The organism is Ornithinimicrobium sediminis (genome assembly GCF_021272345.1).
In the GTDB taxonomy this organism is placed as follows: domain Bacteria; phylum Actinomycetota; class Actinomycetes; order Actinomycetales; family Dermatophilaceae; genus Ornithinicoccus; species Ornithinicoccus sediminis_B.
The window spans coordinates 394,441-409,144 of the sequence record NZ_JAJSDQ010000002.1; the positions used below are offsets into that span (position 1 = coordinate 394,441).

General features: G+C 73.0%; 16 protein-coding genes. 7 read left to right on the forward strand and 9 right to left on the reverse strand.

Annotated elements, in window-relative coordinates; genetic code table 11:
• Positions 1–6 precede the first annotated feature (6 nt).
• Positions 7–1,077 (forward strand): sensor histidine kinase, encoded by a 1,071-nt coding sequence (locus LVO85_RS06275; protein ID WP_232746550.1) that lies wholly within the window; start codon positions 7–9, stop codon positions 1,075–1,077.
• Here LVO85_RS06275 and LVO85_RS06280 read toward each other — a convergent pair.
• A complete protein-coding gene (locus LVO85_RS06280) occupies positions 1,023–1,559 on the reverse strand; it encodes a GtrA family protein (protein ID WP_232746551.1) in 537 nt (178 codons plus the stop codon). The two genes, LVO85_RS06275 and LVO85_RS06280, sit on opposite strands and share 55 nt — an antisense overlap.
• 47 nt (positions 1,560–1,606) lie before the next feature.
• Here LVO85_RS06280 and LVO85_RS06285 point away from each other — a divergent pair, with 47 nt between their 5' ends.
• Entirely contained in the window at positions 1,607–2,821 is a 1,215-nt protein-coding gene (locus tag LVO85_RS06285) for a 5-(carboxyamino)imidazole ribonucleotide synthase (protein WP_332875418.1), read from the forward strand.
• 16 nt (positions 2,822–2,837) lie between these two features.
• Positions 2,838–3,353 carry a 5-(carboxyamino)imidazole ribonucleotide mutase gene (gene purE / locus LVO85_RS06290; RefSeq protein WP_232746553.1) on the forward strand — a complete coding sequence of 172 codons (516 nt, stop codon included), beginning with the start codon at positions 2,838–2,840 and terminating at the stop codon, positions 3,351–3,353.
• On the opposite strand, the gene LVO85_RS06295 is transcribed toward purE, so the two are convergent.
• Positions 3,343–3,786, reverse strand: a complete 444-nt coding sequence (locus tag LVO85_RS06295; protein WP_232746554.1) for a CoA-binding protein — start codon at positions 3,784–3,786, stop codon at positions 3,343–3,345. The two genes, purE and LVO85_RS06295, sit on opposite strands and share 11 nt — an antisense overlap.
• Before the next feature lie 30 nt (positions 3,787–3,816).
• On the opposite strand from LVO85_RS06295, the gene LVO85_RS06300 reads away from it, so the two are divergent.
• Together LVO85_RS06300 and LVO85_RS06305 are read left to right on the forward strand one after the other, a co-directional pair.
• The gene (locus LVO85_RS06300) at positions 3,817–4,833 is read left to right on the forward strand and encodes an LLM class F420-dependent oxidoreductase (protein WP_232746555.1); all 1,017 of its coding nucleotides are present in this window, start codon (positions 3,817–3,819) and stop codon (positions 4,831–4,833) included.
• Between the two features lie 32 nt (positions 4,834–4,865).
• Complete coding sequence (locus tag LVO85_RS06305; RefSeq protein ID WP_232746556.1) at positions 4,866–6,023, forward strand: acyl-CoA dehydrogenase family protein; 1,158 nt, start codon at positions 4,866–4,868, stop codon at positions 6,021–6,023.
• A 93-nt stretch (positions 6,024–6,116) separates the two neighbouring features.
• On the opposite strand, the gene LVO85_RS06310 is transcribed toward LVO85_RS06305, so the two are convergent.
• On the reverse strand, positions 6,117–7,010 hold the full coding sequence (locus tag LVO85_RS06310) for a universal stress protein (RefSeq protein ID WP_232746557.1): 894 nt from the start codon (positions 7,008–7,010) through the stop codon (positions 6,117–6,119).
• A 106-nt stretch (positions 7,011–7,116) separates the two neighbouring features.
• On the reverse strand, positions 7,117–8,397 hold the full coding sequence (locus LVO85_RS06315; RefSeq protein ID WP_232746558.1) for an LCP family protein: 1,281 nt from the start codon (positions 8,395–8,397) through the stop codon (positions 7,117–7,119).
• A gap of 42 nt (positions 8,398–8,439) precedes the next feature.
• Between LVO85_RS06315 and LVO85_RS06320 the strand changes: the two genes are divergently transcribed.
• Positions 8,440–9,477 carry a glycosyltransferase family 2 protein gene (locus LVO85_RS06320; protein WP_232746559.1) on the forward strand — a complete coding sequence of 346 codons (1,038 nt, stop codon included), beginning with the start codon at positions 8,440–8,442 and terminating at the stop codon, positions 9,475–9,477.
• Here the strand turns inward: LVO85_RS06320 and LVO85_RS06325 are convergent.
• From LVO85_RS06325 to LVO85_RS06335, 3 genes are read right to left on the reverse strand one after another with little or no spacing between them, the layout of a single operon-like run.
• Positions 9,422–10,057: a CoA transferase subunit B gene (locus LVO85_RS06325; protein WP_232746560.1), complete on the reverse strand. Its 636-nt coding sequence runs from the start codon at positions 10,055–10,057 to the stop codon at positions 9,422–9,424. The genes LVO85_RS06320 and LVO85_RS06325 overlap by 56 nt on opposite strands.
• A gap of 1 nt (position 10,058) precedes the next feature.
• The gene (locus tag LVO85_RS06330) at positions 10,059–10,856 is read right to left on the reverse strand and encodes a CoA transferase subunit A (protein ID WP_232746561.1); all 798 of its coding nucleotides are present in this window, start codon (positions 10,854–10,856) and stop codon (positions 10,059–10,061) included.
• A 10-nt stretch (positions 10,857–10,866) separates the two neighbouring features.
• Positions 10,867–11,607: a TIGR03089 family protein gene (locus LVO85_RS06335; protein WP_232746562.1), complete on the reverse strand. Its 741-nt coding sequence runs from the start codon at positions 11,605–11,607 to the stop codon at positions 10,867–10,869.
• Between the two features lie 70 nt (positions 11,608–11,677).
• On the opposite strand from LVO85_RS06335, the gene LVO85_RS06340 reads away from it, so the two are divergent.
• On the forward strand, positions 11,678–12,619 hold the full coding sequence (locus LVO85_RS06340) for a DNA-3-methyladenine glycosylase family protein (RefSeq protein WP_232746563.1): 942 nt from the start codon (positions 11,678–11,680) through the stop codon (positions 12,617–12,619).
• Positions 12,620–12,641: 22 nt separating this feature from the next.
• Here the strand turns inward: LVO85_RS06340 and LVO85_RS06345 are convergent, their stop codons facing one another.
• A complete protein-coding gene (locus LVO85_RS06345; RefSeq protein WP_232746564.1) occupies positions 12,642–13,667 on the reverse strand; it encodes a coenzyme F420-0:L-glutamate ligase in 1,026 nt (341 codons plus the stop codon).
• The gene (gene cofD / locus LVO85_RS06350; protein ID WP_232746565.1) at positions 13,664–14,683 is read right to left on the reverse strand and encodes a 2-phospho-L-lactate transferase; all 1,020 of its coding nucleotides are present in this window, start codon (positions 14,681–14,683) and stop codon (positions 13,664–13,666) included. The genes LVO85_RS06345 and cofD overlap by 4 nt, the downstream gene beginning before the upstream one ends.
• Positions 14,684–14,704 lie beyond the last annotated feature (21 nt).

Here is a 14,704-nt window from a genome sequence, read left to right on the forward strand (position 1 = left end):
ACCGGCATGCGGCAGCTGGTGCGCCGGACCGCGCTGCAGGGGGCCGGCATCGGTGCCGGGACGGCCCTGCTGGTCGGCGCGCTCGCCGCCGGCCTGCTGCTGGCGGAGGAGCAGCTGCGCAACGACCAGGGTCGACCGCCGGTGCCGGGCTGGTGGATCGCGGGGGCCCTGGTCATCACGGTGGTGGTCACGGCGCTCGTCACCCTGGCCAGCGCGACGGCCCTGGCCGACCGCACGGCCGGCACCCTGACCAGGGCCATGCAGCGGCTGGCGCAACGGGCCGACGACTTCGGTGCCGGTGGCTTCTCGATCGACCCGGTGGCAGGCCTGGACCAGCAGCTCGGGCGTGGGGAGGACGACTGGCAGACGGGGGTCGCCGAGGTCGACACCGTCGGCCGCATCCTGGAGCGCAACCACCGGGCGCTGTCCCGGGCCCTGTCCGCCGAGCGGTCGTTCGCCGCGGACGCCTCCCACCAGCTCCGCACCCCCCTCGCCGCACTGCTGATGCGGCTGGAGGAGATCGTGCACACCGACGACCTCGCCGAGGCGAAGGTGGAGGCGGACGTCGCCATCGGCCAGACCGAGCGGCTCGCGGGGGTCGTCGACGACCTGCTGCACCGCACCCGGGCGGGCCACGCCGACGGTGGCCGGTCCGTGTCGCTCGACACGGTGCTGTCCGGGCTGGAGCAGGAGTGGGCACCGGCCTTCGAGGCGGCCGGGCGCTCCATCGTGGTGAGTGCCGAGCGCGCCATGATCGTGCGCTCGAGCGCGTCGGCGATCTCCCAGATCCTCAACACGCTCGTCGAGAACGCCCTGCAGCACGGGGCCGGCCTGCTCACCGTCTCGGCCGTCCGCAGCGGTCCCTCGGCCATGATCGAGGTCCGGGACGAGGGCCCGGGCATCGACGTCGACCTCGCCCGTCACGTCTTCGACCGTGCCGTCACGAGCGGGGCGGGGACGGGTCTGGGCCTGGCGGTCGCCCGGGAGACCGCTGAGTCCTTCGGGGGACGCCTCGAGCTGGCTCAGGCGTCGCCGGCGGTGTTCGTGCTGTACGTCTCCATGGCCCCCGCGCCCTGAGCGTCCCCGACGTGGGAGAACACGTAGGTGCGGTAGGCCCAGAACCGGAAGACGGTGCCCAGCACCAGGCCGATGCCGTTGGCGCTGACGTTGTCGGCGAGCTGGCTGTCCAGGCCGAGGACGTAGCGCGAGAAGCCCAGGCAGGCCAGGGCGATCGCCAGGCCCAGCACGTTGAACACGACGAAGAGCACGAACTCGTGCGACTTGCGGCTGCGACGCCGATGGCGGAAGGTCCAGTAGCGGTTGCCCAGCCACGCGAACACCATCGCGATCGCAGTCGCGAGGATCTTGGCACGCAGCGGGATGTCGTGCATCGGGCCCACCCCGGGGGTGCCCGGGACGCCGAAGACCACCAGGTTGTAGAGCGTGGTGTCGATGACGAACGCGCCCAGCCCGATCAACCCGAACTTGCCCACCTCCAGGGCCAGCAGGTCGTAGACACCGCGGGCACGCTGCAGCAGGGTGGAGAACGGGCCGGGCATTCTCGCAGCATACGTCGTGGAGGCTAGGCTGTGCGGTCGTGACTGGTGTGCCCGCGTCCGAGGACCCGAACCCGCCGCTGCGCGCAGAGGGGGGCTTCCCCGTCGTCGGCATCATCGGCGGGGGCCAGCTGGCCAGGATGTGCCAGCCGCCGGCCGTCGCGCTGTCGCTCACCCTCTCGGTGCTGGCCGAGACCTCGACGGGATCGGCGGCGCTGGTGGTGCCGCACAGCCCGGTCGGTGACCACGCCGACGTCGAGGCCGTGCGGGCCTTCGCCCGCTCGTGCGACGTCGTCACCTTCGACCACGAGCACGTCCCTGCGCACGTGCTGCGGGCCCTTGTCGAGGACGGGACCAGCCTGCACCCCTCACCCGAGGCGCTGCTGTTCGCTCAGGACAAGCTCGCCATGCGCAGGCGGCTCACCGAGCTCGGCATCCCGTGCCCCCGGTGGTCCGCCGCGCGCAGCCAGGACGAGGTCCAGGCGTTCGGTGACCGGGTCGGCTGGCCGGTGGTCGCCAAGACCCCGCGCGGGGGCTACGACGGCAAGGGGGTGCGCCTGGTGCGCGCGGCCGCCGACCTGTCGGACTGGCTGGCCGTGGTCGGTGAGCCGGGGCCGCTGGCCGACGGCATCCTGCTCGAGGAGGCCGTCGGCTTCCGCCGCGAGCTGGCCGCTGTGGTCGCACGCAGCCCCAGCGGGCAGGCGGCGGCCTACCCCGTCGTGGAGACCGTCCAGACCGACGGCATCTGCACCGAGGTGCTGGCGCCGGCGCCGGACCTCGACGACGACCTGGCGGTCACCTGCGCCGAGGCCGCGCTGCGCATCGCCGGCGAGCTCGACGTGACCGGCATCCTGGCGGTCGAGATCTTCGAGGTGACCGACCCGGCGACCGGTGCCCCGGCATACCTGGTCAACGAGCTGGCGATGCGCCCGCACAACAGCGGGCACTGGACCATCGACGGGGCGGTGACGAGCCAGTTCGAGCAGCACCTGAGGGCGGTGCTGGACCTGCCGCTGGGGCAGACCTCGCCGCGGGAGCGGTGGGCGGTCATGGCCAACGTGCTCGGGGGGGAGCAGCCCGACCTCTACCCCACCTACCGGCACCTCATGGCGCGCGACCCGGGGCTGCGGGTCCACCTCTACGGCAAGGGCGTGCGGCCGGGCAGGAAGATCGGCCATGTCACCGTGTACGGCGACGACCTGACCCACCTGCGGGAGCGCGCCGGGCACGCTGCCGACTACCTGCGCGGGGTGATCGACGAGTGAGGGCGGTGCGAGGCCGATGAGCGGACAGGTCCCGGTGGGGCTGGTCATGGGCAGTGACAGCGACTGGCCGGTGATGGAGCAGGCTGCGCTGGTGCTCGACGAGCTCGACGTGGGCTACGAGGCCGACGTCGTCTCCGCCCACCGCATGCCCGTGGAGATGGTCGACTACGGCCGGTCGGCCGCCGGGCGTGGGCTCCGGGTCGTCATCGCCGGCGCCGGGGGAGCGGCCCACCTGCCCGGCATGCTCGCCTCCGTGACGGTGCTGCCGGTCATCGGGGTGCCGGTGCCGCTGAAGCACCTGGACGGCATGGACTCGCTGCTGTCGATCGTGCAGATGCCCGCCGGGATCCCGGTGGCCACCGTGTCGATCGGGGGCGCCCGGAACGCCGGCCTGCTGGCCGCGCGGATCCTCGCGGCCGGCACCGACGAGGAGGCTCTCGCGCTGCGCGGTCGTCTCGAGGTCTTCGCCGACGAGCTGCGCGTGCTGGCCCAGGCCAAGGGGGAGCGGCTCCGCTCGCGGGTCAGCGACTGAGACGGGGCCACTCGATCATCGGGCACGTGTCCATCACGACCTCCAGACCGGCCTGCTGCGCCCGCTGGGCGGCCTCCTCGTCCACGACGCCGAGCTGCAGCCACAGGGTGCGTATGCCGAGGCGCTCCCGCTGCTCGACCGCCTCGTCCACGCAGCGACCCACCCGCGCGGAGTTGACGAAGAAGTCGACCACCTCGACCGGGCCGTCGGGGATGTCGGCGAGCCGCGCGTAGCCGGTCTCCCCGTGCACGGTCTCCGCACGCGGGTGCACGGGGACCAGTCGGTGGCCCTGGTCCTGCAGGAAGCGTGAGACCCCGTAGGCGGTGCGGGAGGTGTTGCCGGACAGGCCCACCACGGCCCAGGTGCCGGGCGTGGTGAGGACCCGCGTGATGACGGCGGGGTCGTTCTGGTGGGGGGCTGGTGCGGTCGTCATGGGACCAGTGTGGCGGAGTAGGTTGAGCGCATGCGATTCGGAATCTTCGTGCCCCAGGGATGGCGGATGGACCTGGTCGGGATCGACCCGCAGGACCAGTGGGGGGTCATCGCCGACCTGGCCCGCCGGGCCGACGACCACGACGCCTGGGAGTCCATCTGGGTGTACGACCACTTCCACACCGTGCCGGAGCCCAGCGAGCACGCCACCCACGAGGCCTGGAGCCTGATGTCCGCCCTGGCCGTGGTGACCTTCCGGGCCCGTCTGGGCCAGATGTGCACCTGCATGAGCTACCGCGAGCCGACCTACCTCGCGAAGGTCGCGGCGACGGTCGACGCCATCTCGGCCGGGCGTCTGGACATGGGCATCGGCGCCGGGTGGTACGAGCACGAGTGGCGGGCCTACGGCTACGGCTTCCCGTCCGCGGGCGAGCGGCTGGCGCGGCTGCGGGAGGGCGTGGAGATCTTCCGGCAGATGTGGACCACCGGGTCGGCGACCCTGGACGGGGAGCACTACCAGGTCGACGGCGCCCTGTGTCACCCCCAGCCGCTGCAGGGCACGAGCCACGCGGGGTCCGCGCGCAACGGCATACCCCTGTGGGTCGCGGGGGGCGGGGAGCGCAAGACCCTGCGGATCGCGGCCGAGTATGCCGACTACACCAACTTCGACGGCTCCCTGGAGGGCTTCCGGCACAAGTCCCAGGTGCTCGCCGGGCACTGTGCCGACATCGGGCGGGACATGGACGAGATCGTCCGCAGCGCCAACTACAACGTGGTCATCGGCAGCACCGAGGCCGAGGTCGAGGACCGGCTGGCGATGATCCGGGGCAAGGTGCTCGAGGCCGGCCTCAGCGACGCCAAGGCGGACGAGGTCGTCGCCGGGCTGCGCGCCGGCCCCGCGGTCGGCACCCCCGAACAGGTCGTGGAGACCCTGCGCGAGCTGCAGGACGCCGGGATGACCTATGCGGTCACCTACTTCGCCGAGGCGGCCTACGACATCTCGGCCATCGAGCTCTTCGAGCACGAGGTCATGCCCGAGCTGCGGTGACAGCTGTCCCTACCGGCGAGTAAGGTGCGAGTGTGAGCGACGTCGAGCTGTTCCGGACCACCGAGGACCACGAGGCACTGCGCGAGGCGGTGCGTGAGGTGTGCGAGGCCAAGATTGGCCCGCACGCCGCGGCCGTCGACGAGCAGAGCCGCTTCCCCTCCGAGGCGCTCCGGGCGCTGACCGCGACCGACTTCCATGCCCCGCACATCCCGGAGGAGTACGACGGAGTCGGCGCCGACGCTCTCGCCACGTGCATCGTCATCGAGGAGGTCGCCCGCGTCTGCGCCTCGTCCTCCCTCATCCCGGCGGTGAACAAGCTCGGCACGATGCCGGTCATCCTGGCCGCCTCCGACGAGCTCAAGCAGCGCTACCTGCCGCCGGTGGCACGTGGGGAGGCGATGTTCTCCTACGGTCTGTCCGAGGCCAACGCCGGCAGCGACACCGCCGGCATGACCTGCAAGGCCGTCGAGCAGCCGGACGGCTCGTTCGTGCTGAACGGCCAGAAGTCGTGGATCACCAACGCCGGGGAGTCGGAGTTCTACACCGTGATGGCGGTGACCGAGCCCGACGCACCGCGAGGGCGCAACGTCAGTGCGTTCGTGGTCGAGCGCTCGGACGAGGGCTTCACGTTCGGTGCTCCGGAGAAGAAGATGGGCATCAAGGGGTCGCCGACGCGGGAGCTGCTCTTCGACGACTGCCGCATCCCCGGTGACCGGCTCGTGGGGGAGCGCGGTGAAGGTCTGCGGCTGGCGCTGCACACCCTTGACCACACCCGGGTCACCATCGGCGCGCAGGCCATCGGCATCGCCCAGGGAGCGCTCGACTTCTCCCTCGGCTACGTCAAGGAGCGCAGGCAGTTCGGCAAGGCTGTCGCCGACTTCCAGGGTGTGCAGTTCATGCTCGCCGACATGGCCATGAAGCTCGAGGCGGCGCGGCAGCTGGTCTACGTGGCGGCTGCCAAGTCGGAGCGCGGGGACGCCGACCTGACCTTCTTCGGTGCCGCGGCGAAGTGCTACGCGGCGGACGTCGCGATGGAGGTCACGACCGATGCGGTGCAGCTGCTCGGTGGCTACGGCTACACGAAGGACTTCCCGGTCGAGCGCATGATGCGCGACGCCAAGATCACCCAGATCTACGAGGGCACCAACCAGATCCAGCGGGTCGTCATGGCCCGCCAGCTGCTGCGGTAGAGCCAGGACCGACGGACCAGGACTGACGGACCGGATCCCCCTGGGGCCAACGCCCCAGGGGGATCCGGTCCGTGCGGCCGGTCGGCGGGCTCGTCAGTGGACGATCATCACCGGCATCCGCGTGTGGTGGAGCACCGCACGGGACGTGGAGCCGAGCATCAGCCCGGCCAGCGCTCCGTGGCCGCGGGAGCCGACGACGACGATGCTGGCGCCCTCGGCAGCCTTGAGCAGCGCGTCCTCCGGGCGGTCCTCCGGCGTCTCGGTCGTGACGACCAGGTCCGGGTGCTTCGCGGTGACCCGCGCGGCGGCGTCCTTGGCGGTGCGCTCGGCGCCGTCCTGCCGGTCCTTGACCGCCTCGGCCGTGGAGGAGTATCCGACAGGCGGCAGGTCCCACGGGTCCGGGTGCGGCGGGTGCCAGCTGGTGACGATGTGCAGCTCCGCGCCGTAGCTGGCGGCGAGGTCTGCGGCGCTGTCGACGGCGCGGTCGGCGCCGACGGAGCCGTCGGAGCCGACGACGATGCGGTGGTCGGGGCCGGGCACCTCGGCGTCGCCCTCACGGACCACGACGACGGGGCAGCGGGCGTGACCGCTGACGGCGTATGCCGTGGCGCCGAGCAGGGCGCCGCGCACACGACCGCGGCCGTGGCTGCCCACGACGACCATCGCGGCGCCGGTGGACGCCTCGTCGAGCGCCAGGGCCGGTCCGACGAGTGAGCTGGCGACATCCGCCACCACCTCCGGAGCAGCTGCGCGCGCCCGGTCCACCCCACGTGCCGCGACCGCTCGTGCGGCCTCGTGCACACGGTCGGGCTTCCACAGGCCCACGCTCACGTCGTGCGCGTAGGTGATGCGGTCTGCGGCGTGCAGCACGACCAAGGGCGCACCGGCGTGCACGGCGGCGCGGGCGGCCCAGTCGACAGCGGCGTCCGCAGTGGCTGATCCGTCGTAGCCGACCACGACGGGACGGGGACTGATGTGGTGTGTCATGGCGACCTCCTGGTGGGATAACGGGACACCTTCAGGATGGCCTGGCAGGCGGACGAACTCCAGAGGCGAAGGTCCTGGGACGCCTAGGGTTTGGTCCCGGGACGGACTACGGCTCGATGGTGAGGGACTCGCCGTCGCGCAGGGCCTGGAAGAGCCGAGCGGACTCCGTCTCGTCCCACAGCACCGAGCTGCCCGCCTCCGTCTGGTAGTTGGAGTCTGCGACCGGCACCGTGAGGGAGGTGCCGTCACCGCCTGAGATGCTCCTCATCGCCAGGCCCACGCGCACCATGTCGACCAGCGAGGTGTCCTCACCGATGCGCAGCGCCGACCCGGTGGCGGTGCCGGCCTCGTGCAGCGCCCAGGGCACCAGCAGCGTGCTGGGCCGGGTCATCTCCTGCACGAGGGCGGCTAGGAACTGGCGCTGCCGCTCGACCCGGCCGAGGTCCCCGCGGGGGTCGGCGTACCGCATCCGCACGTAGGCCAGCGCGTCCTTGCCCTCCAGCTCCTGGCAGCCTGCCGCGAGGTCGAGGTCGCTGCGCTCCTCGACGACGGGCTCCGGCAGGCACATACGCACGCCGCCCACGGCGCCGACCACGCCGACGAACCCGTCGAAGCCGATCTCGACGTACCCCTCGATCGCCAGCCCCGTGGACTGCTCGACGGCGTCGACCATCAGCGCGGGGCCCTCCAGGGCGTAGGCGGCGTTGATCTTGTTGAACCCGTAGCCAGGGATCTCCACGTAGGAGTCGCGGGGCACCGAGAGCAGCGTGGGGTCCTGCCCGAGCCCGGGCATGTGCAGCACCATGAGGGTGTCGGCCCGTGCACCCTCGACGCTGCCCGTCCGCAGCTCGCGGCGTTGCTCGTCGGTCAGGTCTGCGCGGCTGTCCGTGCCCACGAGCAGGATGTTCGTGCCGGCGGCGGGCGAGGGGCGGGCGGGGTTGTCCGGAGTGGCGTCGACCCGTCCGATGGCCAGCCAGCTCGCCGCGGCTGCCCAGACCAGGGCCAGGACATACACCAGCACCACTGCGGTCACCACGACGAGGACGCGTCGGGCGCCGTAGCGGGGCGGCCGCGGCGGGGGCTGAGCCGCTTGCCGGGAGGGTGCCGGGCGCTGTGTCGTGGCCACGCGGTAGGCCGCACGGTCCTCGGCCAGGTCGCGCGGACCCTCCCGTCGCCGGCGGGGCTCGACCCAGCCTCCGTCCTCCCACGGGTCGGAGGGCTGGTCCCAGCGCTCGTCGTCAGCCCGGTCCCAACCGTCGTCGGAGGCCTGGTCCCAGTGCTCGTCGGGCGCCTGGTCCCAGCCGTCGTCGGTCGGCCACGGGGCCGGCTCACCTCGACGGGTGCGAGGCAGCGGGCGGGTCCAGTCGTCCTCGGGGCGGTGCGGCACGCCCTTCAGGGTATGCGAGCCTCTGCCCGATACCCTGCACGCGTGCCGACCCGACCGACCGACCCCGCCGACGGGGCACACCGCCCGCTCGCCGTGTCGGTCGTGATGCCGGTGCGCAACGAGGAGCACCACCTCGCCGAGTCGGTCGGCTCCGTGCTCGCCCAGGACTACGCCGGCGAGATCGAGGTCGTCCTCGCCGTCGCCCCGAGCCAGGACGCCACCGAGCAGGTGGCCGAGGCCCTGGCCCGCGGGGACGCCCGGGTGGTCGTGGTCGGCAACCCGGGAGGGCGCACCCCGGACGGTCTCAACCTCGCTCTCGCCCGGGCACGCCATCCGGTGGTCGCCCGGGTCGACGGCCACGGGGCGCTCCCGGCGGACTACCTCAGCACAGCGGTCGAGGTGCTGCAGCGCACCGGTGCCGCCAACGTGGGAGGGGTGGCTCTGCCCGAGGGGCGGACACCCATGCAACGCGCCATCGCGACCGCGATGGGCTCACCGCTGGGCATGGGGGGCGCGCGATTCCGGGTGGGCGGGGCCGAGGGCGAGGCGGAGACCGTCTTCCCCGGCGTCTTCCGTCGTGAGTGGATCGACCGGGTCGGCGGCTTCGACCCCCGCTATGACCGGGCGCAGGACTGGGAGCTCAACCTGCGCATCCGGCAGGCGGGGGGCGTGGTCTGGTTCACGCCCGCGCTCCGGGTGACCTACCGGCCGCGCGCCGGGCTGCGCGAGCTGGCTCGCCAGTTCTACAGCACAGGACAGTGGCGGCGTCGCCTCGCGCGAGAGCACCAGGGCGCCCTGGGCCCACGCTTCCTCGCCCCGCCGCTGACCGTGCTGGCGGTGACGCTCGGGGCGGTGGGGGCAACGGCATACCGGCCCCTGGCCGTGCTGCCGCTGGGGTATGCCGCTGCCGTCGCCCTCGGCGGCTGGTGGATCGCGCGGCGCGAGCCGGTCGCGGTCCGGGTGCGCGTGCCGGCGGCTCTGGCGACCATGCACCTGAGCTGGGGGACGGGCTTCCTCGTGGGGCTCAGAGGGCGGAGCGGAGCTCCGGCTCCGTCTTGGCCCGCACCTCGTCCTCGGTGACCCCGGGAGCCAGCTCGCGCAGCACCAGCCCCTCGTCGGTCACGTCGACGACGGCGAGGTCGGTGATGATGCGCTGGACGACGGCCAGCCCGGTGATCGGCAGGGTGCACTCCCGCACGAGCTTGTAGGAGCCGTCGCGCGCCACGTGCTCCATGAGCACGATGACCTTCTTGGCGCCGTGGACCAGGTCCATCGCCCCGCCCATCCCCTTGACCATCTTGCCGGGGATCATCCAGTTGGCGATGTCGCCGCCCTCCGAGACCTGCATGGCGCCCAGGATCGCCGCGTCGACCTTGCCACCCCGGATCATGCCGAAGCTCGTCGCCGAGTCGAAGAAGGACGCACCGGGCCGGACGGTCACGGTCTCCTTGCCGGCGTTGATGAGGTCGGGGTGCTCCTGGCCCTCCACGGGGTAGGCGCCGACACCGAGGATGCCGTTCTCGGACTGCAGCACGAGCTCCACGTCGTCGGCCACGTAGTTCGGCACGAGGGTGGGCAGCCCGATGCCGAGGTTGACGTAGTCGCCGTCGGCCAGCTCCCGGGCCGCGCGCGCAGCCATCTGCTCACGGGTCAGCGCCATGTCAGGACTCCTGTGCTGTCGCGGGGGTGGTCGCGGGGCGCACCGTGCGCTTCTCGATGCGCTTGTCGGCCGCCTGGTCGGGGGTCAGCGGCAGCACGCGTTGGATGTAGATGCCGGGCAGGTGCACGCTGTCGGGGTCGAGGTCCCCCGGCTCCACGAGCTCCTCGACCTCGGCCACACCGACGCGTCCGGCCATGGCGCACAGCGGGTTGAAGTTGCGGGCGCTCTGCCGGAAGACGAGGTTGCCGTGGCGGTCGCCCTTCCACGCGCGCACCAGGCCGAAGTCGGCGGTGATGGCCTCCTCCAGCACGTAGTCGCGGGTCTGGTCGAGGAAGTCGAACCGACGGGTCTCCTTCGGCGGGGACGCGAGCACGACGTTGCCCTCGCTGTCGTAGCGCCAGGGCATGCCACCCTCGGAGACCTGGCTGCCGACACCGGTCGCGGTGAAGAAGGCGGGGATGCCGGAGCCGCCGGCCCGGAGCTTCTCGGCCAGGGTGCCCTGCGGGGTGAGCTCGACCTCCAGCTCGCCGGACAGGTACTGCCGCGCGAACTCCTTGTTCTCCCCGACGTAGGACCCGATGATCCGGCGGATCCGCCCCGCCCCGAGCAGCACGCCCAGGCCCCAGTCGTCGACACCGCAGTTGTTGGAGACGACCTCCAGGTCACCGGTGCCGCGGGCGAGAAGCTCGGCGATCAGCACGGAGGGGATCCCGCACAGGCCGAACCCGCCCACGGCCAGGGTCATGCCGTCGGAGATGCCCTCGACGGCCTCGGCAGCAGTGGCGACGACTTTGTCCATGCCGGGGACTCTAGTCGGCGGTGCCGAGGTCCGCTCCGGGGCCCGCCACGCGCTGCACCGCCTCGGACCGCATCCGCTGGTCCTCCGCCTGCGGGGAGCCGCCACGCACGATCACGAGGGAGCCGTGCCCCGCCCAGACCGCCAGTGCCTGGTGCAGCAGGGTGTCGGTCCGGTCGGTCGTGACCAGCACACGCGTGCCTGGCGTCACTGCGCGCGGCATCAGCGCGCGGTATGCCGTGCGCACCCCGTCGGCGACGAGGGCGGGGTCCTCGGCATCCGGCTCGTCCCAGGGGGTGAAGTCGTCACCGTGGCTCGCGAGGTCGCGCGCCTCGTCCATGACTCCCGAGCGCAGCTCGGCTCCGAAGCTCCGCGCCAGCGCAGGCAGGGCGACCGCGACGACCTCGTCGGCGTCCTCCGCAGCCCGGCCGGCCGGATCCGTGGTCACCAGCACGTCAGCGCCCTCGTGCGGGTCGACCGTGACCGTGGCTCCGACGGACCAGACCGCGAAGGCCCAGTAGAGGCTGCGCCAGTGGGGGGCAGGCAGTTCGAGCCGGACGACGCTGCCGGGAGCGACGTCGTAGTCCTCCTGCAGGGCGTTGGCGGCCTTGGCCACCCAGGTCGCGAACACCTTGCGCGACAGCTCGATCCGCTCGCCCTGGGTCGGCCCCGGAGAGTCGTCGTAGAAGGTCAGGGCCGGCCGGCTCGCGTCGTCGGCGAGCAGCTGGGCCAGCACGTCGGCGGGAGTGTGCACCCGCACCAACCTAGTGCACGGCCCCGGGGCCCGCGGCGGGCCGCGGACCCGGCCGTGCGACGCTACGAGCATGTCGACCGTGCCGGCGCCCCCCACCCGTTCGCGGGTCTGGCACCCGGGACGTCCGGTGGACGTGCTCGCGACGTGGGGGACGCTGCGTCGCGGTGCGGGCGACCCCGCGTGGCTGGTCTCGGGGGGAGTCCTGTGGCGTGCTCTCGCGACTCCGCTCGGAGCAGTCACCCTGAGGGTCGGTGTGGACGCCCGGCACGAGCGGGTGGTCGCCCGGGCCTGGGGGCCGGCCGAGTCGGTGGACCGCCTGCTCGACGCCCTCCCGCGCATGCTGGGCGCCGATGACGACCCCGCGGGCTTCGAGCCTCGTCATCCGGTGCTCGAGCGCGCCCTGCGGCTGCACCCGGGGTGGAGGGTGCCGGCCACCGGGCTGGTCCTGGAGGCCATGGTGCCGGCCGTGATCGAGCAGAAGGTCACCGGCCAGGAGGCCTTCGGTGGGCAGCGCAGGCTGGTGCGGAAGCACGGCACGCCGGCTCCGGGGCCGGGTGCCGGTCTCGGCCTCGTCGCGCCCCCCGGTGCCGACCGGCTCCGGTCGGTCGCGTCGTGGGAGTGGCTCCAGCTGGGGGTGAGCCCGCAGCGTGCGGACACGGTCATGCGGGTGGTGCACCTGGCCGACCGCCTGGAGGAGCTGCCCCAGCTGACCCGGGCGGCTGCCCGGCGGCGGATGACCGCGGTGGCCGGGGTCGGGGTGTGGACCGCCGCGGAGACGGCGCAGCGTGCCCTCGGCGACCCTGATGCCGTGAGCTTCGGTGACTACCACGTGGCACGCAACATCGGGTGGGCGCTCACCGGGGTCGAGGTGGACGACACCGGTCTCGCCGAGCTGCTGGATCCCTACCGGGGTCATCGCTACCGCGTGCAGCGGCTCCTGGAGCTCGTCGGAGTCCGGAGACCTCGCCGGGGGCCACGGATGGCCCCGCGCCACCATCTGCCGACACGCTGAGACCCGCCCGACCGGTGGTGCCTCAGGCGGTGACCTCGACACGCCGCTCCACCGTCTCGGAGTGCAGGGCCACCTCCAGACGAGCCGCCAGCCGACCTCGTTCGTAGGGGTCGGCGCACCGGATGCAGAGCACCGTCCCGGTGTCCTCGACCTCCGCCCGGCCGTCGCTGCCGAGCATCGCGAGCGCGACCGCGCGCGACACCCTGTCCGTCTCGGGCTCGGGCAGCACGGAGGCGATGCCGACCTGGGCGGCCACTGCCGACCCTGGTGGTGCGCCCAGCGCACACCTGACGGCCTCCGCCCGACCCAGCCCGAACCAGTCCCCGGGGCCGGTGCGCACGAGGTGTGCGGCGCCTGGGGCGCCCGGACGCGTCACCGTGCCCTGGGGGAGTCCGCGCACGAGCGCTACCGGCACCGCTGCGGACTTGCCCTTCACGAGGTCGGCGGCGGCAGCGATCTCGTCGGCGACGGCACGAGAGGTGACCCTCAGCGGTCGCCCGTCGACGTCCTCTCCGCCGCGCAGGTCGTCGAGCACTGCGACACCGCAGGCGCCCAGGGCGAAGTCGACCTGTCCCTCGCGCCACGGGCGCCCGGCGGTGTCGCTGAGGACCACCCCGATCTCCGGCAGCGGTGCAGGCGCGTAGGCGTGAAGAAGACCGGCATAGAGCGCACGGGCAGCCAGGTCGGGGTCGGCGGGCAGCAGCAGCAGCCCGCCGCGCGGGCCGGTGTTGGACGCGTCCACCCCGGCAGCGGCCAGGACCGGACCGGCCAGCGCCTCGACGACACGGGTCGTCCCCGACGGCGAACGGCGCTCGGCCACGACGCGCCGGCTCTGCGCCAGCACGACCGCGTCCCGGTCCGTCGTGTCGGTGTGCAGGCCCCAGGCCTTGGAGACGAGCTTGCCCGACACGACCAGCACGTCGCCGGTCTGCAGCGTCACCCCGGCGCCGTCGAGGGCGCTTCGGAGGAGCCTGCCGAGGTCATGGTGCTGCTCGACCTCGGGGATGTCGTGCAGCGGGATGAGGCTGACGGTGCCGGCGACGCTCATACCGAGGCGCCCGCCGTGCGTGGCCCGACGGCGGCAGCGAGGTCCAGCGCGGCCTCCGCGATCCCGGCGGCCGTCCGCACGTCGCGCATCAGCAGGTCGCGGTCGCGGACCTGGACGGACCGCATGCCGGCAGGGAGCGGGCTGGCGGCGTCGCGGGTGTCGACGAGCCATCCGTCGAGGAAGTCCCCGTAGAGGCCGGCGACGCCGGCGGCGCTCACCTCGACGCCCAAGGGGGCCAGGCAGGCGTCGGCGTGCCCACGCACCGGGGCGCCCCCGATGATGGGGCTCACCCCGACCACGGGCGCCCGGGTCCCTCGCAGGGCGTCCCGGACCCCGGGGACGCCGAGGATGATGCCGATCGACACGACCGGGTTGCTCGGCGGCAGCAGCACGACATCTGCCTCACGGATCGCGTCGAGCACTCCCGGTGCGGGGACAGCGCGGTCCAGTCCGGCGACCGTGAAACGCTCTGCCGGCACCTCCGCCCTCATCTGCACCCACCACTGCTGGAAGTGCACGGCACGCTCGACGCCGGGCTCTGTCCCCGAGGCCTGGTCGCGGACCACCACGTGGGTCTCGATCGGAGTGTCCGTGACCGGCAGCAGCGTCACCCCCTGCTCGGGCAGGCCCCACCGGGTGGCGAGCCGTGTGGTGACGGCGCTGAGCGGCATACCCTGCCCGAGCCACTGGCTCCGGGCGACGTGGGTCGCGAGGTCGCGGTCGCCCAGACGGAACCACTGCGGTCGCACGCCGAGCGCGGCGAGCTCCTCCTGTGCGTGGAAGGTCTCGTCCGCGCGCCCCCAGCCCTGGTCGTCCTCGACCCCGCCACCGAGCGTGTAGAGGACGGTGTCGAGGTCGGGGCAGACCCGCAGGCCGTAGAGGGTGATGTCGTCGCCGGTGTTGCCGATGACCGTCACCTCGGCACGGTCCGCCTCGGCACGCTCGGAGAGGTGGTGCAGGAGCCCGCGGAGGAAGCGGGCACCGCCGACGCCGCCGGTCAGAGCTGTGATGCGCATGCCTCCATTGTCGCTGGCGGG